The sequence below is a fragment of the Saccharopolyspora sp. NPDC000995 genome (assembly GCF_053599315.1).
In genome coordinates, this window is sequence record NZ_JBSFLZ010000005.1 from 51242 (window position 1) to 69962 (window position 18721).

An 18721-nucleotide genomic window follows, 5' to 3' on the forward strand; every position below is an offset into this window, starting at 1 on the left:
ACCCCAGACGCCGTCTGGTTTCCGGCAGCCCCGGCATCCAGAACGCCACGCTGGGACTGTCCTGCCCAGAAGACTTCTGCGCAACCCGCGGCGGCGCGAGTTGCGGGGGTGGGTTTCGCCGCTTCGAAGGTCCAAGCCCGCCCCACCGCGCCTCGAACGATCACTGCAAAACAGGCTAAAGCCGCGCTAGGTGAGTTCGTCGGAAATCGTTGCGAGCAATGGGGAAAACGCCGGACGGATGACCGGCGTTTCTGCCCGTGTTCGCCGGTCAGCCGGTTGGGTTCTCGTCTCGGGCCGCGCGCAGCCAGTTGTGAACAGCTCGGCGTCGATGTCTTCCGGGGTGCGGAGCTTGACGCTCGCCATTGCGCGCGCATCCGGTTCGAGGCGGGCCGGACCAGGGGCCTGCTGTTCCTGACCGATCGCAGGCCGGGGCCGTCCCGAACGCCTCCCGAGGGCGAGATGTGCCCGGAGACTGGCCGCAGCCGACTGTCCTACGAACGAGCCGAGTACCTCTTCAAACGAGCCATCGCAGCACTGGACCCGACCGGCGACGGCTACACCCTCAGGCAGCTGAAACCTCGTACCTGACAATGAAAACCCGGCACCTCCTCGGCGGAGCCGCCGGGTCACCACAGTTTCGATGGGAATCAGCGCCTAGGATCTGGGTGGTCATGGTCCGATGTGGACGTGGGCCGACCAGAGGCAGTGCTCTTCCGGGTAACGGGCGCGGAGGTTGCGGGCCGCGTTGTGCAGGGCGTAGGCCGAGCGGTCCGTGTCGTACTCCTCGCCGCCGAACACCGCCGCGTAGACCTCCGCGTGCACCTGCACCGCGCTTTCCTCGTCGATCTCCCACAGAGTGCCGATGACGTGCGTGAAGCCCGCGAAGCCGAGTGCTCCCGGCAGCGACACAGCCGCCCTGCACGGCGGATCCGCCGCCGTCGCACACTGGCCGAGGTAGCCGAACTCCGCCTCGTCTAGCGCCACCTGGCCCAGTTCGACCAGGCTCAGCGGCCGCTGCGGAGACTCCCGGTCCAGCAGCAGGCCCGCCGCCGGCTGCGCCGGGAACTGGGAGCTCGGCTCGCACACGTGCAGCCACGGGTGCTGCGGCAGCATCTGCAGTACCTCCGTCGCGCCGGCGCTCTCCACCGAGAGGATCTTCGCCGACGGCCAGTGCTGCGCCAGGACCTGGTTCTGCGGCGGCAGTTCCCGCCCGACCTGCAGCGCCGACCCGGCCGCGACCAGGGCCGTGCCGCCCGTCGGCACCGGTCGCTTGCCCGCCCGGAGCAGGCAGGCCAACGTCGGGGTGTACGACGACACAACACGGTCCAAAGTGGACTCGCCGGTTCGTGCGGTCGCCGCGTGCACCGGCAGGAACGCCATCGCGCCGAGGGCGCTCCACCACACCCTGGGCCACCGGGCGCCGGGCTCTGGCTCGCGCAGGTAGCCCATCCGATCCAGGACCGGCCGCGCGATGCGGTCCCAGGTCCAGTCGAGGGCGTCGGACAGCGTCCCGTGGTCGTCCTCCTGCGCGGCGGCCAGCAGCTCGGCCGCGCGCTCGGCCGCGGTTTCCGGATTGGCGTTCTGCAGCGGCACGGTCAGCACCCGGCCCGCGATGATCACCAGCGCGTCGGACCGGTAGCGGCTGAGGTTGACCAGCACCGCGGAACCGTCCTGCGCCGCGGTGGCCAGCTCCGCGAACGGCGTGCGCAGCAGGTGCCGCGGCTGCACGGCGCGGATCTCCGCGACCAGTTCGTCCCACGTGCGCGCCAGCCGCATCCGATCGTCGGACCCGGTGAGCACCGGTTCGTCCACCGGGCGGTCCAGCAGCCTCCGCAACCGGACCACCTCGTCTGCGAGGTCCGGGTGGGAGCGGTGCAGCGCGCCTAGTTCGCTGCCGGTCGGCAGGAAGTCCGCCAGGATCGCCGTCTGCCCGTGCTCCAGCAGTTCCACGGCCCGCTCGGGCTCGCCGCTTTCCAACGCGCACGCCGCGGCGTCCGCCGTCATCGACGCCCACCGCTGCTGCGCGGTCGGCGACGCGACGACCCGCTTGCCGCGCGTGACCAGCGGCAGCAGGTCGACCGCGAGCTCGAACGACTCCAGCGCCTCCGGCCAACGGTGCGCCTGCGCGCAGATCCGGCCCGCCAGTCCTGCCGCCCGAAGCCGCTGGTCGGCTGGGGCGTTGGGTTGCTCAGCCGCCTCCATCAGCACCTTGCGCGCCCACCGGTAGTACCGGCGGCGGGCGCTGCGCTGGTAGAGCGTCTGCAGCGCGCGACCGAGGTGGATTGCCACTCCCGCGCGGGTGGGCGCGTTCTGCGGTATCGCGATGAGCGCCTGGTCGAACAGTTCGATCGCGGCCTCGATGTACCGTATCTTGGCGCTCGTCCGGAACCGGTGCGCCGACACGATGCCGAGCTGCGTCCAGGCCGAGGCCTGCGCGGCCGCGTCGCCCTTCAATGCCTCGCGCGCGAGTTCGGCGGCCCGGTCCAGGTCGGCGCTGTCGCCGTGGTGCTCGAAGCGGCTGATCAGCGTGCTGATCAGCGAGTTCGACACCGCGGCGCGCTGCTCGCCGGTCGCCGCCTCCACCGCGGCCTCCCCTGCGGTGACCGCGGTGTCCAGCACCTTGGCCTCCGCGCCGTGCAGGAAGTGCCTGCGCAGCAGGGCCGCGTAACCGGTGAGGGCGACCGCGCGGCTCTGGTCGTCGGGCGACATCGCGCGCACCGCCGGGGCGATCGGCCGCAGCACGCGGCGCAGCTGGCTGGCCTCGCCGGTGGCGTCCACGTGCTCCACGGTGGCCGCGGCGAGGTGCCACACCGCCGTGCCGAGCAGCGGATTCCCGCTGTCGAGCACCCCGAGCACGCCAATCAGCTCGCTGATCGCCGAGTTGAGCTCGGCCAGGTCCCCGTTGAGCTGGAACCGCAGCCGCAGCGCGTTCGCCAGGTGGCAAAGGGCGGCGCGCCGGGGTTCGCCGTCGGCGAGGGCTCCCGCGCCCGACCCGAGGTGCTTGATGCCCTCGTCCAGGTCTTCGGACGACCCGCCCCGCTCGAACCGGCGCAGCAGCGCCGCCCCGAGGTTGACCAGCAGCTCGGAGGTCGTCGGGTCGTTCGCCGGGGAGATCCGGGCGGCCTCCCGGAACACCTCGATCGACTCGTCGTCGGACTCCGGCGCGTCGGCCAGCCGGGCGTGCAGCTTCAACGCGTTGGCGAGCCGGACCAGTGCCATCGCCCGCCGCTGGTCGCGGCGCGGAGTCTGCTCGACGGCCTCCCGCGCGACCTGCGCGCTCTCCGCGGCGGCGGTTGCGCTGCCGGTGTTGCCCGCCAGGTCGGTGAGCGCCAGCGCGAGGTTGCACTGGTAGAGCATCCGGTCGTTGTCGCTGCTGTGCGCCACAGCCGTCGCCGACCGGTAGTAGGAGATCGCTTCTTCGAGGTCGGCCAGCTCGCCGCTGCGCAGGTGCGTCAGCTGTGCCGCGCTGCCCAGGTTGTTAAGCACGCCCGCGCGCGCCGGGTCGGTTTCGTGTAGCACGCAGGCGGTGTCGCGGAGCACCTCGGTGACCCAGGGCAGCTGGTCGAAGTCCAGGGTGGTGACGATCTTGTTCATCGCCGCGATGGCGTCGGCGTAGCGCTGCTCGGCGCTGCGCCGGGGTTCCCGCGTTGCCGCTTCCGGGTTTTGCGGGGGCTGCCGGGGCTGGTGCGCGACGGCGTCCTGTTCGCCGGAGAACCAGCTGGAGTTGGAGCCGCTGCGGTCCGGCTCCCCCGTCCAACGCTGCAGCCCGCGGAACCGCTCGTTCGCGCGGCTTGCATCGTCTGTCATCGGTACGTTCTCCTGTGGCCTGCCCACCCGGGGTATGCGTCGGGACGCGGTGGGGCATATCACGCTACCGGCGGATGCGGTCGTCGAGTAGCCCACGTGCGTCACCTGAGATCGTGCCGATGGGCAGTCGTGCCCACCGGCGCCGTGCGTCGCATCGTCGCGACAGGAGAAAGTGCTCGACCCGGGAGGAGCAGTGGTTGTTGCACCCATTAATACTCACGACTGGCACGCCGTGGCAACGACGGCCTCGAGATCGGCCGGCTGCGGTGCGAGTCGGCTGACGCCGTAGTCCCCGCCGCGGACGTCGTCGTGGTCGCCGTTTTCGTTGGTCGGTGTGCCTCGCTGTGCGGGCCCCTGCGCGGTCCGTGCACGTCCGCGTGTCCAGGTAGGACGAGCGCGGTGACGGGCGCGACGATGCCCACCGGCGCGTCGACCCGCGCCAGCCCGGCGTCGTCCCCGTGCCTGGGTCTCGACCGCAGGCGCAACCACGGACGCCTGGGGCGGGATTAGCGTCGGTTGCTCAGGCGGGGTGAAAACGATCACTGCGGCGAAAGCGGTGGAATTAGCCAGCAAGCCGGGTAATCGGTGTCGGTCGTGGCGAGCGCCGTTCTTGCCACGACGGGTGCCTGAGTGCAAATCGGCCTCGCGGTCGAGATCGAGAATTCGAAGATCGAATGCACCGGTTCCGATGACCGGTGGTGTCGGCGTGAGTACAAGGCGTTAATGATCGGAAGAGGCGTCGCGGGACTGCCTCCGTTTGGCTCAGTCGTCCCAGGAATAGAGACGTCGATCCCGCATGTTGAGGCGTTCGTCACCCGCAGGCCGTTGCCCGGGAGGTCTGTCAAGGGCTGTTCGCAGGGGTGTCGCGAGTGTGGCTGCGCAGTGCCGGAAGTTACCTGGAGGTACCCTGCTGACCAGGCAAGATCATGTCATTGGGGATCACGGCCGGTGATCGTGTTTTGCGCCACGAGGGTGATCGAAGCGTGATCTCTTGACTGGCGGCGCGCGCGGGTTCACTCTAGTCCTCAACGCGGGGCTGGGCCGCCGTCGGCGGGCCCCCTCGACAGCTGGCGTGATTCCGGCTAGACTGCTACTTTGCGCTGCCCTCTTTCCGTCTGTCCTGCACCGGACCGTAGGATCGTGGGCGCCATTGCACCCTTGACAGCTGTGTTAGCGGAGTGTGACAGCGGATACGGACCCCGTCGGTCGCATTCGCCGGACACCTTTCGCTGATGCGGCTGTAGCCAGTTCAGAGTCCCGGAAGGACGCATCTTGGCAGTCTCCCGCGCGACCAAGGTCTCTGCAGCTTCCAACTACACGTCGGGGATCCCTGGGGCACCCAAGCGGGTCTCGTTCGCGAACATCCGCGAGCCGTTGAACGTGCCGAACCTGCTAGACCTGCAGATCCAGTCCTTCGAATGGCTTGTCGGTAACGAGGCCTGGTTCCAGCGCCGGGTCGACGCCGGCGAGGAGAATCCGGTTGGCGGTCTTGAGGAGGTCCTGAACGAGATCTCCCCGATCGAGGACTTCTCCGGATCGATGTCGCTGTCTTTCTCCGATCCACGCTTCGACGAGGTCAAGGCCTCCGTCGAGGAGTGCAAGGACAAGGACATGACGTATGCGGCCCCGCTGTTCGTCACCGCGGAGTTCACCAACCACACCACTGGCGAGATCAAGAGCCAGACGGTGTTCATGGGTGACTTCCCGATGATGAGCAACAAGGGCACCTTCATCATCAACGGCACCGAGCGGGTCGTGGTCTCTCAGCTCGTCCGTTCCCCCGGTGTCTACTTCGACCAGTCCGTGGACAAGACCACGGACAAGGACGTCTTCAGCGTCAAGATCATCCCCAGCCGCGGTGCCTGGCTGGAGTTCGACGTCGACAAGCGCGACACCGTCGGCGTCCGCATCGACCGCAAGCGCCGCCAGCCAGTCACCGTGCTGCTGAAGGCGCTGGGCTGGTCGGCCGAGGCGATCCGCGAACGGTTCGGCTTCTCCGAGACCCTGATGGCGACCTTGGAGAAGGACCACACCGCCGGTACGGACGAAGCGCTGCTGGACATCTACCGCAAGCTGCGCCCGGGCGAACCGCCAACGAAGGAGAGCGCGCAGACGCTCCTGGAGAACCTGTTCTTCAAGGAGAAGCGCTACGACCTCGCCCGCGTCGGCCGCTACAAGGTCAACAAGAAACTCGGTATGGGCGAGCCGTACGAGGTCGGCGTGCTCACCGAGGAAGACATCGTCACCACGATCGAGTACCTGGTCCGGCTGCACGCGGTCGAGACCGAGATGCCCGCGCGTGGTCAGGGTGAAGGCGCGACCGTGCCGGTCGAGGTCGACGACATCGACCACTTCGGCAACCGGCGCATCCGCACCGTGGGCGAGCTGATCCAGAACCAGGTCCGGGTCGGCCTGTCCCGCATGGAGCGGGTCGTCCGGGAGCGGATGACCACCCAGGACGTCGAGGCGATCACCCCGCAGACCCTGATCAACATCCGCCCGATCACGGCGGCGATCCGGGAGTTCTTCGGCACCTCGCAGCTCTCGCAGTTCATGGACCAGACCAACCCGATCGCCGGCCTGACGCACAAGCGGCGGCTGAACGCGCTCGGTCCGGGCGGTCTGTCCCGTGAGCGCGCGGGCATGGAGGTCCGCGACGTGCACCCGTCGCACTACGGCCGGATGTGCCCGATCGAGACGCCCGAAGGCCCGAACATCGGTCTGATCGGCTCACTGGCCACCTTCGCGCGGATCAACCCGTTCGGCTTCATCGAGACGCCGTACCGCAAGGTCGTCGACGGCCGGGTCACCGACCAGATCGACTACCTGACCGCTGACGAAGAGGACCGCTACGTCAAGGCGCAGGCCAACGCGCCGATCGACGAGGACGGCAACTTCATCGACGAGCGCGTGCTGGGTCGACGCAAGGGCGGCGAGGTCGAGCTGCTCGCACCGACCGAGATCGACTACATGGACGTCTCGCCGCGGCAGATGGTCTCCGCCGCGACCGCGATGATCCCGTTCCTGGAGCACGACGACGCCAACCGCGCCCTGATGGGTGCGAACATGCAGCGCCAGGCGGTGCCGCTGCTGCGCAGCGAGTCGCCGCTGGTCGGCACCGGCATGGAGCTGCGCGCCGCGGTCGACGCCGGTGACGTGATCACCGCCGAGAAGGCCGGTGTGGTCGAGGAGCTGTGCGCCGACTACATCACGGTGATGGCCGATGACGGCACTCGCCGGTCGTACCGGATGCAGAAGTTCTCCCGGTCCAACCACGGCACCTGCATCAACCAGAAGCCGATCGTCAACGAGGGCGACCGGGTCGAGGTCGGGCAGGTCATCGCGGACGGGCCGTGCACCGAAGACGGCGAGATGGCGCTGGGCAAGAACCTGCTCGTCGCGATCATGCCGTGGGAGGGGCACAACTACGAGGACGCGATCATCCTGTCCCAGCGCCTGGTGCAGGACGACGTGCTCACCTCGATCCACATCGAGGAGCACGAGGTCGACGCGCGCGACACCAAGCTCGGTGCCGAGGAGATCACCCGGGACATCCCGAACGTCTCCGACGACGTGCTGGCCGACCTCGACGAGCGCGGCATCATCCGCATCGGTGCTGAGGTGCAGGGCGGCGACATCCTGGTCGGCAAGGTCACCCCGAAGGGCGAGACCGAGCTGACCCCGGAGGAGCGGCTGCTGCGCGCGATCTTCGGCGAGAAGGCCCGCGAGGTCCGCGACACCTCGCTGAAGGTGCCGCACGGCGAGACCGGCAAGGTCATCGGCGTCCGCGTGTTCAACCGCGAGGACGACGACGAGCTGCCCCCGGGCGTCAACCAGCTGGTGCGGGTCTACGTCGCGCAGAAGCGCAAGATCCAGGACGGCGACAAGCTTGCCGGCCGCCACGGCAACAAGGGCGTCATCGGCAAGATCCTGCCCGCCGAGGACATGCCGTTCCTCTCCGATGGCACCCCGGTCGACATCATCCTGAACACGCACGGTGTGCCGCGACGGATGAACATCGGCCAGGTGCTGGAGACGCACCTCGGCTGGATCGCCTCGCAGGGCTGGTCCATCGACGGGGACGCCGAGTGGGCCAAGCGCCTGCCCGACGACCTCTACGAAGTGGACCCGGGCACCAACACCGCCAGCCCCGTCTTCGACGGTGCGCGGGAGGAGGAGATCACCGGTCTGCTCGCTTCCACCAGGCCGAACCGCGACGGTGAGCGCATGGTGGGCGCCGACGGCAAAGCGCAGCTGTTCGACGGCCGCAGCGGGGAGCCGTACCCGTACCCGATTGCCGTCGGGTACATGTACATCCTCAAGCTGTCGCACCTGGTGGACGACAAGATCCACGCCCGGTCGACCGGCCCGTACTCAATGATCACCCAGCAGCCGCTGGGCGGTAAGGCGCAGTTCGGTGGCCAGCGCTTCGGCGAGATGGAGTGCTGGGCCATGCAGGCCTACGGCGCCGCCTACACACTGCAGGAGCTGTTGACCATCAAGTCCGACGACGTGGTCGGCCGCGTCAAGGTCTACGAGGCGATCGTCAAGGGCGAGAACATCCCCGAGCCGGGCATCCCGGAGTCCTTCAAGGTGTTGCTGAAGGAGCTCCAGTCGCTGTGCCTGAACGTCGAGGTGCTCTCCAGCGACGGTGCGGCCATCGAGATGCGCGACAGCGAGGACGAGGACTTGGAGCGTGCCGCGGCCAACCTCGGCATCAACCTGTCCCGCAACGAGTCGGCCTCGGTCGACGACCTCGCGCACTGAACCTCGCCGCCGGTCCGCGAGGGGAAATCTCGCGGACCGGCGTCCGACCCAACCTGGCACCGCTGCCGGCAACCGGCAGAACCTTTCGATCAAGGGAGAAGACCCGACGTGCTTGACGTCAACTTCTTCGATGAACTCCGCATCGGCCTCGCCACGGCCGACGACATCCGCCAGTGGTCGTACGGCGAGGTCAAGAAGCCCGAGACCATCAACTACCGCACCCTGAAGCCGGAGAAGGACGGGCTCTTCTGCGAGAAGATCTTCGGTCCGACCCGGGACTGGGAGTGCTACTGCGGCAAGTACAAGCGGGTCCGCTTCAAGGGCATCATCTGCGAGCGCTGCGGCGTCGAGGTCACCCGCGCCAAGGTGCGTCGTGAGCGGATGGGCCACATCGAGCTCGCTGCCGCCGTGACCCACATCTGGTACTTCAAGGGCGTCCCGTCCCGGCTGGGCTACCTGCTCGACTTGGCCCCCAAGGACCTCGAGAAGATCATCTATTTCGCCGCCTACGTGATCACCGCGGTGAACACGGAGATGCGGCACAACGACCTGTCGACGCTGGAGAGCGAGATCAGCGTCGAGCGCAAGCGCGTCGCCGACCAGCGCGACGCCGACCTGGAGGCCCGGGCCCAGAAGCTCGAAGCCGACCTGGCCGCGCTCGAGGCCGAAGGCGCCAAGAGCGACCAGCGCCGCAAGGTCAAGGAAGGCGCCGAGCGCGAGATGAAGCAGCTGCGCGACCGCGCGCAGCGCGAGCTCGACAAGCTCGACGAGATCTGGGATACCTTCACCAAGCTGGAGCCCCGCCAGCTCATCGCCGACGAGATGCTGTACCGCGAGCTCTACGACCGGTACGGCGAGTACTTCACCGGTGGCATGGGTGCCGAGGCCATCCAGTCGCTGCTGTCGACCTTCGACATCGGTGCCGAGGCCGAGCTGTTGCGCGAGACCATCCGCAGTGGCAAGGGCCAGAAGAAGCTGCGCGCCCTCAAGCGGCTCAAGGTCGTGGCGGCCTTCCAGGTCACCGGCAACGACCCGAGCGGCATGGTGCTCAACTGCGTGCCGGTCATCCCGCCGGACCTGCGTCCGATGGTGCAGCTCGACGGTGGCCGCTTCGCCACCTCCGACCTCAACGACCTGTACCGCCGGGTGATCAACCGCAATAACCGCCTCAAGCGACTGATCGACCTCGGGGCTCCCGAGATCATCGTCAATAACGAGAAGCGGATGCTGCAGGAGTCCGTGGACGCGCTGTTCGACAACGGCCGTCGCGGGCGTCCGGTCACCGGCCCGGGCAACCGGCCGCTGAAGTCGCTGTCCGACCTGCTCAAAGGCAAGCAGGGCCGGTTCCGCCAGAACCTGCTCGGCAAGCGCGTCGACTACTCCGGCCGTTCGGTCATCGTGGTCGGCCCGCAGCTGAAGCTGCACCAGTGCGGTCTGCCGAAGGAAATGGCGGTCGAGCTGTTCAAGCCGTTCGTCATGAAGCGGCTGGTCGACCTCAACCACGCGCAGAACATCAAGTCAGCGAAGCGGATGGTGGAGCGCCAGCGCCCGCAGGTGTGGGACGTGCTGGAAGAGGTCATCGCCGAGCACCCGGTGCTGCTCAACCGTGCTCCCACGCTGCACCGCCTCGGCATCCAGGCCTTCGAGCCGCAGCTGGTGGAAGGCAAGGCCATCCAGCTGCACCCGCTGGTCTGCGAGGCATTCAACGCAGACTTCGACGGTGACCAGATGGCGGTGCACCTGCCGCTGTCGGCCGAGGCCCAGGCCGAGGCCCGGATCCTGATGCTCTCCAGCAACAACATCCTGTCGCCGGCCTCCGGTCGGCCGTTGGCGATGCCGCGTCTGGACATGGTCACCGGCCTGTACCACCTGACCCGTCAGGTGGACGGTGCCAAGGGCGAGGGCCTGGCGTTCTCCTCGGTCGGCGAGGCCATCATGGCCTTCGACCGCGGGGCGCTGGACCTGCAGGCCAAGATCAAGATCCGGCTGCGCGACGTGGTGCCGAACAAGGCCCAGCTACCGGAAGGCTGGGAGCCCGGTCAGCCGTGGCTGGCCGAGACCACCCTCGGCCGGGTCTGGTTCAACGAGCTGCTGCCCGAGGACTACCCGTTCGTCGACGACCTGCTGCCGAAGAAGAAGCAGGCTGCGATCGTCAACGACCTGGCCGAGCGTTACCCGATGGTCACCGTGGCGCAGACCCTGGACAAGCTCAAGGACGCTGGTTTCCACTGGGCAACCCGTTCCGGGGTGACGGTGTCGATCACCGACGTGGTGGTGCCACCGGCCAAGACCGAGATCCTGGACAACTACGAGGCCAAGGCCGACCAGGTCGAGAAGCGGTACCGCCGCGGTGCGCTGTCCTACCAGGAGCGCAACGCGGAGCTGGTCAAGGTCTGGACGGCCGCCAAGGACGAGGTCGCCGAGGCCATGGAGGCGAACTTCCCGGAGGACAACTCGATCAGCGTGATCGTGAAGTCCGGGGCCGCCGGTAACATGACCCAGGTCGTTCAGCTGGCCGGTATGCGTGGTCTGGTGTCGAACCCGAAGGGTGAGTACATCCCGCGCCCGATCAAGGCGAACTTCCGTGAGGGCCTGTCCGTGCTGGAGTACTTCATCTCCAACCACGGTGCCCGCAAGGGTCTCGCCGACACCGCGCTGCGGACCGCCGACTCGGGTTACCTGACCCGTCGTCTGGTGGACGTCTCGCAGGACGTCATCGTCCGCGAGACCGACTGCGGCACCGAGCGCGGTATCCGGATGCCGATCGCGGAGCTGCTCGACGATGGCAAGCTCCTGCGCGACCCGCACGTGGAGACCAGCGTCTACGCCCGTACCACGGCCGACGACGTCACCGACTCTGACGGCAACATCGTGCTTGCCCGCGGTTCGGACCTGGGTGACCCGGCGATCGAGAAGCTGCTCGCCGCCAACGTCACCAAGGTCAAGGTCCGCAGCGTGCTGACCTGCCAGTCCGGCGTCGGTGTCTGCGCGGTCTGTTACGGCCGTTCGATGGCCACCGGCAAGCTGGTGGACGTCGGCGAGGCCGTCGGCATCGTCGCTGCCCAGTCGATTGGTGAGCCCGGTACGCAGCTGACGATGCGTACGTTCCACCAGGGCGGTGTCGCCGGTGACGACATCACCACCGGTCTGCCGCGTGTCCAGGAGCTGTTCGAGGCCCGGGTCCCGAAGGGCAAGGCGCCGATCGCCGACACCTCGGGCCGGATCCGGCTGGAGGACAACGACCGCTACTGGAAGATCACGATCATTCCGGACGACGGCGGCGAGGAGATCGTCTACGACAAGCTGTCCAAGCGGCAGCGGCTCGCGGCGATCTCGGTCGACGGCACCGAGCGGCAGGTCGCCGACGGCGACCACATCGAGGTCGGCCAGCAGCTGCTGGAAGGTGCGGTCGACCCGCACGAGGTGCTGCGCGTGATGGGCCCGCGCGAGGCCCAGCTGCACCTGGTGCGCGAGGTGCAGGAGGTGTACCGGTCGCAGGGTGTGGGCATCCACGACAAGCACGTCGAGGTCATCGTCCGCCAGATGCTGCGCCGGGTCATCATCATCGACTCGGGTGCCACCGAGTTCCTGCCCGGTTCGCCGGTTGAGCGCTCGCAGTTCGAGGCGGAGAACCGTCGCGTCGTCTCCGAGGGTGGCGACCCGGCGTCCGGCCGTCCGGTGCTGATGGGTATCACCAAGGCGTCGCTGGCCACTGATTCGTGGCTGTCGGCGGCATCCTTCCAGGAGACGACCCGCATCCTCACGAACGCCGCTATCGAGGGCGCGAGTGACAAGCTGGTCGGTCTGAAGGAGAACGTGATCATCGGTAAGTTGATCCCGGCTGGTACGGGCATCAACCGGTACCGCAACATCCAGGTGCAGCCGACGGAGGAGGCGCGGGCCGCGGCGTACGCGATCCCGTCCTACGACGACAGCTACTACACCCCGGATGTGTTCGGCACCGGCACGGGTGCGGCGGTTCCGCTGGATGACTACGACTTCGGCCGCGACTACCGCTGAAGTTAGCTGGTTGACCAAAGGGCCCCTGTCCGACTCCTCCGGACAGGGGCCCTTCCCCATGTCAGAGGTCGAGCTGGCCGGCCTTGACGTTGGTCAGGAACGCCTGGAGTTGGGCTGGTAACGCGAATTCTTCGTTTGTTCCACATCCTGCTGACAAGTGTGCACATTGGAGTCGCCTGATCAGGTAATCGATCCTATGTGTACACATTGACTACCTCGATCCTTGTGCGGCGGGTATGTGAGGCCTCGAATCCGGCAGCGCAGCCCGTCCCGCCGGTCTTGCCGGGACAGCATCTCCGCGAGGAGCCTCCAGACGATCCTGTTCGTGCGTTAGCAGAATCTGGTAGCGCGGCGTCAATACTCACCAGTTCGGCGCATGTGGGAGTAGGCCCAGTTCCCTTCGGCATCCCTGCGGCTTTTCGAGGCGAGGGGCGCCCTTGAACGACTATGCCGCCACACAAACCGTGACACATCAACAACTGAGACTGAAGAAGCGACTATGCCGCCCAAGGGTGCCCCTCACCCATCACTGATCAGGCGTTGTTGGTTGGTGGGACCTCGGCGACTACGGTGTGCAGCGGTGATCGGAGGCGGGGATGAATCATCCGGGACGACCGGTAGTGCCGGTCGTGGAGTGGGCACAACGGCTCGGCTGGCGGGTTGCTTGGAACGTGCCGGACAACGTGTTGAACCAGTTGCCAGGCGAGCCTTTTCACAAGTATCGACGCAGGGCCTTGCCACTGCTGATGGCCGGGCTGTACCAGGGGATGCCCGCATTGGCGGTGCACATCGACTACACCCGGAAGAATTCCAGTCCCGGCGATTCCTACTATTCGCCGGGCGCGGGCATGCACCTGACTACGGCGTCGAAGACGACCAAGCGGGTGTTGACCTGCGGCGTGGTCGTCCTGGAGCTGCCGTCACCGGTGCCGGAACTGGTGCTTGACGAGAAGCGGGACAAACTCTCCGATATCGCCGATCTGTTCAGCTTCAACCGCTCCAAGAACGTCATCCAGGGCGACGGCGTCGACATCGGGCCGGCTGCGTTGAACGTCTACCACGCCTCCGGGGTCCCGCCGGACTACGTGCGCTCTGTGGTGACGATGGATCGCACGCGTTGGCTGTACAACGAGGGGCGCGGTCCGGGGCCGAACACGGCGCTGGGCAAAGTGCACTTCCGGCTGTCGGGCCGGAAGATCATCGTTTGGTGCGGCCGCAACTTCAAGGACGCTGCTGTGCTCGACGATCTCTTCGGAATCGCCCAGGAAATCCAACGTTGGATTCCGCCTGCTGCTTTCCAGGATCCCGCAGGCGCAGTGGCCGACCGCCAACACATCCCCTTGCCACAGCTACAACTCCCGTTCGGCTGATCTTTTCCGAGTGAAGGGCACCTCGGATCCGAGGATTATGCCGGTCAAAGGTGCCCTTCACTCGTCACTTGATCAGGCGGTTTCACCAGTTTAGGTCGCCGCTGATCGTTTCGTCCGGCGGGACGTCGGTGAAACCGCCTCCTTGGGCCTGCTTCTCCAAGGCATCAGCGGCGGAGCCGAGGCCGCCGGCCACCTGGTTGAAGCCGGACTTGGCGAAGTCCTTCGCGCCGTAGCTCGGTGTGGGTTTCTCCGACGTGACCGGGTTTCCGTCGGTGTCGAGAACACGCCTGCCGTTCTCGTTGAGCTTCGTGCGTGTTCCATCCTCCCCGACAGATGCCACGTCGCCGTCGCCGTCGACGGTGTAGCCGCGGTCCTCGGCTTCGGATTGGTAGCCCTTGCCGAGCTGGTCCACGACCTTCCGTTCGTCGGCGGTTTCCTTCGTCACGCCGCCGAGGATTTGGCTGCCGATGTCGGCCGGGCTCTTGCCGCCGTCTCCGCCCGGCTTCCCGTCGGTGATCTGCTGGATGCTCTCGTAGATGCGGATCGCGTCGAGGATCGCCTTGATCGCCGTGATCACGTCCATGATGTGGCCGATGATCTTGGTGATCTTCTGGATCTGCTGGGCGGCTCGGGCGCAGGTGATGCCCGCTTCGGCCGTGGTGACCGCGGTGGCCGCGGCGATGGAGCCGCCGAAGGTCGGGCCCGCCGAGGCCGTTGCCGTGATCCATGTAGTGATCGCCCACGTAAGGAAGTCGGCGAGGATGCCCTTGATGACTCCCTCGGCCGCTTCCATCATCGTGGCGCTCATCTGGAGCAGCTGCGAAAGGTTGTTGGCCTGGCCGCCGGTGGCCTTCACGCCCTCGATGAACTTGGCCATCTTCTTGCGCAGGGCGTCGGCGGCTTCGCCGTCCCAGTCGGCGAGTTCGCCGTCCAGCTTGTTCGTCAGGTTCTCTGCGAGCTTGTCGATGTCGCCCTGCACGCCGGCGAATGCTTCCGCGCCTTTGGCCAGGGCTTCGCTGTCGCCGGTGACGAGCTGGATCGCGTCCCGCACCGGGGCCACGAAGTTGATCACGAACTCGACGCCGGTGCCGATGAGGAAGCCCATCGGGTCCAGCGCGAAGCTGGTCGCGCTGGACAGGTAGCTCTCGATGTCGCCCTTGAGCGCCTCGACGTCGCCCTTGCCGGCGTCGTCATTGGCCTTGATGATGTCCTTGACGAACGGCAGTTTCCCGAACGCCGAGGCGTCGACCGGCGAGGCGGTCGGGTTGAGCGCGCTGTTCTCGCTGATCGCTTCCGCGTTGCTGGTCACCAGGAGCCACCTCCGCCACCGCCGCCAGCGGTCTTTCCGATGTCACCGATGATCTTGCCGAGCATCTCCGCCATCGAACGGTCGGTGGTCTGGTAATCCTTGCCGCACTCGGTCAAGTCCTCGCCTGCCTTGGTCAGCCCTTCGGCCATCTCGTCGAGGTGCTGCTTGAACTTGTCCAGAAGCTCGCGGTAGGAGCTGTAGGTGGTGGCCAGGCCGAGCAGGCCCCAGGAGACCTCCGGGACCTCCGCCCCGGCGGCCTTGTCCTTGATGGACCTGGCGTCGGCGTTCATCCCGCCGACATTGCCGCCGCAGCGCATGATCGCGTCGGCGGGAGCGTTGTACCCGGGCATGGTCACCGCCCGCCGTCGAGGAAGGAGTCCGGCACCTCGTCGTCGTCCACTGGTGCCTGCTGCGGCTGCTCGGCGTGGCTGCCGAACAGCTCGTCCTGAGTGCGCATCACGCGTTCGAGCACATCGCTGTCCGGCACGTACTCCTGCACGACCTCGGCCTGCTTGCGGGCGGCTTCGGCGACCGCGAGCTGCAGGGTGCTCATGACGGTGCTGGACAGCTGCGCGGGGGACAGGCGCAAGGCGTCCTGGGTGAACTGGATGTCGGTGACGCCGCCGGGGCTGGCGGTGACGGTGACCGACCGGTCCGCGGAAGTGGCACCAGCCTGGAGCTCGCTGATCTGCTCGCGCATGCGGCTGAAGTCGCCCATCTGCTCTTCGGCTCGGCGTCCAGCTTCCTTCAGCGCGTCAAGCTTGCGTTGCAGATCGTCCAGATCCGCCGCCATTTTCGCCTCCTCGGCCCAGTGATGATTGGTTCTGATCGGCTATCTTGGTCGATCAGTGGGCGAGGCGGGGCGAGTATCCGAAAAAACCCCGGAGTTGGCTCGGCCTTTTTTCGATCCAGTCGTATCGGCTGGTTATCGAGGCTGAAGATCAGTGCCTGATATGTGAAATCTACTTACTAGCGTTGCGGCTGCCGTTTTCCGAACTGCTGCGCGCAGTTCTCGGCCAACGGCACCGTATTTCGCTGCGACGGCCCGCGGGCGGGCGTTCGCGTCCGGAAAGGCACCGGTCGCGCGGCGTAGCATTGTTGGCCTGATCGACCGGTCGGAGATGGAGTTGCGGCGCTTCTACCGCGTCTGCGAGTCTCCACCGCGCGGGTTACCCCGTGGTAGTTCGGTCGGCGAGGGAGCCGGCCAGGTCAGGGCTGCAGCGGGGCATGCCGTGTCGTCGAGGGGCCGGCACGGCATGCCCCGCTTTTGCAAGCGATCAGGATTCGAGCTCGGCGAGGGCCTTGCGGACCCGCTCGACCTCGGCCTCGAGCTCGGCGAGCTTCGCCTCGTGCTGCTGGCGCGCCTCGTTGAGCACGCTCTCGATCGTGTCGGAGATGTCCTGGTGCAGCTCGGCGGCCGCCTTGGACACCGCGGCCGCCGCGACCGGCAGGCCCCCAACGATGCGCTTGCCCGCGTGAATCAGGTCGGCCTGCCACTCGCCATCGGCGGTACCGGTGACCGTCAGCGTGAGCTCGACCGTGCGGGTCTTCTTGACGGTGCTCTGCTTGCGGGCGCGCGGCTTCTTCGGCGCCTGCTCAGCGGGCGCGGCCTCGGGCTGCGACTGGGCCTCGGGCTGGGCCGACTCGGGCTGCGTCGACTCGGCCTGGGCCTGCTCGGGCTGTGCCGGCTCGGTCTGCTCGGTGCTGGTCTGCTCTTCGGTCAACTCTGTCTCCTGTGTGTCGCGGCGGGGGGAACCAGAATAGAACAGGTGTTCCCCATCGGGTGTGCGGACATGTCGGGCGACGCGGCGGTGGCGCCCGATCGGATCACCGTTGCAGAACGGCGACCAATGCTTGCAGCGCGGGGCGGAAGGCGTGTTCCGCGGGGGCGGCGTAGCCGATGACCGCGCCCGGTGGGTGCTCGCCGGGCGCGACCCAGTGCGGCCCGAGCACTTCGAGGTCCACCGAATGCTTCCGCGCCCGAATCAGGACTTCTCGCTCCGTCGGTCCCTCCGGGTCAAGCTGCAAGGTGATGTGCAGTCCGGCCGAGATCCCGGCCGGGTAAGGCCGGTGGTTCGCGCGCATACCGCTCAGCGCATCGAGGAGCTGCTCCCGTCGCCTCCGGTACACGGCGCGTGATCGGCGGACATGCTGATCGTAGGCTCCCGACCGGATCAGTTCCGCCATGGCCAGCTGTTCGAACAGCGGGGCGTGCAGCCCGCTGTGCTCCTTGAGCGCGCGCACCGGCCTCACCAGCTGCGGCGGCAGCGCTAACCACGCGAGCCGTAGGGCGGGGGCGAGGGTCTTGCTGGCCGTGCCCGCGTAGGCGACGTGGTTGGGTGCCATGCCCTGCAGCGATCCGATCGGCTGGCGGTCGAAGCGGAACTCGCCGTCGTAGTCGTCCTCGATGATCAGCCGGTCATCGGTCTTGGCGAGTTGCACGAGCTCCGTCCGCCGGGCCGAGCTCATGGCGGTGCCGAGCGGGAACTGGTGCGCCGGGGTGACCACGACGGCCCGGCTGAGCTGCTGCGCGACGTCGATGCCATCGTTGTCGACCGGCACGCCGCGCACCGCCATGCCGAGGCCGGCCGGGATCGCGCGCAGCTGCGGCAGGGACGGGTCCTCGAAGTCGATCGAGTCCAGCCCCTGGTCGTTGAGGGCCTTGCTGAGCAGTGACAACGCCTGGGAGTAGCCGTTGCAGATGATGATCCGGTCCGGCGTGGTGGCCACCGCGCGCACCCGGGCGAGGTAGTCGGTGAGGGCCTCGCGCAGCGCCGGATGGCCCTGCGGGTCGCCGTAGTCGAGGTCACCGGCGGGGGTGGTCTGCAGGGCGCGGCGGCTGGCGGCCAGCCAGTCCCGGCGAGGGAAGGAGCTGAGGTTCGGTCGGCCGGGGCGGAAATCCCAGCGCGGCGCGGGGGTTGCCGGGCGGGGTGGGGCGGCGACCGGGTCTTCCGGGCTCGCCAGCCGTTCGGCGACGGTGGTGGGCGCGCCCTGGCGGGACAGCAGGAAGCCCTCGGTGACCAGTTGGTCGTAGGCGCGGGTGACGGTGCCGCGGGCGACGCCGAGATCGGTGGCCAAGGTGCGGGTGGAGGGGACGCGGCTGCCGGCCGGGAGGCGGCCGTCGCGGATCGCGGTGCGCAGCGCCTCGGCCAGTTTGCGGCTGTCGGGGCGGCCCACCCGATCCAGGTGCAGATCCAGCGATGTGGACCATCCGGCTGTCACAGCACCCGACCCTACCGAAGCACGGGATTGCGGCGCCGACCTTCGGGTGGTCGGGGCACCGGGTGCAGTGCGCGGCAACACGTGCAACCGGCGCGGCGCGTGCTAGCTTCCCGAAGCGCTGAGCGCCGGCCCCGTGCTTTCCGGACACGTGCGACCGGTGCTGCCCGGTCGTGATCGTTGCGACACGGGAATTCCGGCAGATCCAGCCCGACCTCGCGCTTCCGGT

At 67.7% G+C, this 18721-nt stretch carries 10 protein-coding genes; 4 read left to right on the forward strand and 6 right to left on the reverse strand.

Going from position 1 to position 18721, the window contains the following annotated elements:
* Window positions 1-276 precede the first annotated feature (276 nt).
* On the forward strand, window positions 277-588 hold the full coding sequence (locus tag ACWDKQ_RS03535) for a hypothetical protein (protein ID WP_450137182.1): 312 nt from the start codon (window positions 277-279) through the stop codon (window positions 586-588).
* An 81-nt stretch (window positions 589-669) separates the two neighbouring features.
* On the opposite strand, the gene ACWDKQ_RS03540 is transcribed toward ACWDKQ_RS03535, so the two are convergent.
* Complete coding sequence (locus ACWDKQ_RS03540) at window positions 670-3807, reverse strand: CHAT domain-containing protein (RefSeq protein WP_450137183.1); 3138 nt, start codon at window positions 3805-3807, stop codon at window positions 670-672.
* A 1272-nt stretch (window positions 3808-5079) separates the two neighbouring features.
* On the opposite strand from ACWDKQ_RS03540, the gene rpoB reads away from it, so the two are divergent.
* The 3 genes from rpoB (at window position 5080) to ACWDKQ_RS03555 (ending at window position 13964) form a co-directional block, all read left to right on the forward strand.
* Window positions 5080-8574 (forward strand): DNA-directed RNA polymerase subunit beta, encoded by a 3495-nt coding sequence (gene rpoB, locus ACWDKQ_RS03545; protein ID WP_450137184.1) that lies wholly within the window; start codon window positions 5080-5082, stop codon window positions 8572-8574.
* Between the two features lie 108 nt (window positions 8575-8682).
* Window positions 8683-12594, forward strand: coding sequence for a DNA-directed RNA polymerase subunit beta' (locus tag ACWDKQ_RS03550; RefSeq protein WP_450137185.1), 3912 nt, complete (start codon window positions 8683-8685; stop codon window positions 12592-12594).
* Window positions 12595-13190: 596 nt separating this feature from the next.
* Window positions 13191-13964 (forward strand): hypothetical protein, encoded by a 774-nt coding sequence (locus ACWDKQ_RS03555; RefSeq protein WP_450137186.1) that lies wholly within the window; start codon window positions 13191-13193, stop codon window positions 13962-13964.
* 82 nt (window positions 13965-14046) lie between these two features.
* Here ACWDKQ_RS03555 and ACWDKQ_RS03560 read toward each other — a convergent pair whose 3' ends face one another.
* The 5 genes from ACWDKQ_RS03560 to pdxR form a co-directional block, all read right to left on the reverse strand.
* Window positions 14047-15273 (reverse strand): WXG100 family type VII secretion target, encoded by a 1227-nt coding sequence (locus tag ACWDKQ_RS03560; protein WP_450137187.1) that lies wholly within the window; start codon window positions 15271-15273, stop codon window positions 14047-14049.
* Entirely contained in the window at window positions 15270-15623 is a 354-nt protein-coding gene (locus tag ACWDKQ_RS03565; RefSeq protein WP_450137188.1) for a WXG100 family type VII secretion target, read from the reverse strand. Before ACWDKQ_RS03565 ends, ACWDKQ_RS03560 begins: the two co-directional genes overlap by 4 nt.
* Window positions 15624-15625: 2 nt before the next feature.
* Entirely contained in the window at window positions 15626-16066 is a 441-nt protein-coding gene (locus ACWDKQ_RS03570; protein WP_450137189.1) for a YbaB/EbfC family nucleoid-associated protein, read from the reverse strand.
* 484 nt (window positions 16067-16550) lie between these two features.
* Window positions 16551-16997: a DUF6319 family protein gene (locus ACWDKQ_RS03575; protein WP_450137190.1), complete on the reverse strand. Its 447-nt coding sequence runs from the start codon at window positions 16995-16997 to the stop codon at window positions 16551-16553.
* 103 nt (window positions 16998-17100) lie between these two features.
* On the reverse strand, window positions 17101-18495 hold the full coding sequence (gene pdxR, locus ACWDKQ_RS03580) for a MocR-like pyridoxine biosynthesis transcription factor PdxR (RefSeq protein WP_450137191.1): 1395 nt from the start codon (window positions 18493-18495) through the stop codon (window positions 17101-17103).
* Window positions 18496-18721: the final 226 nt, after the last annotated feature.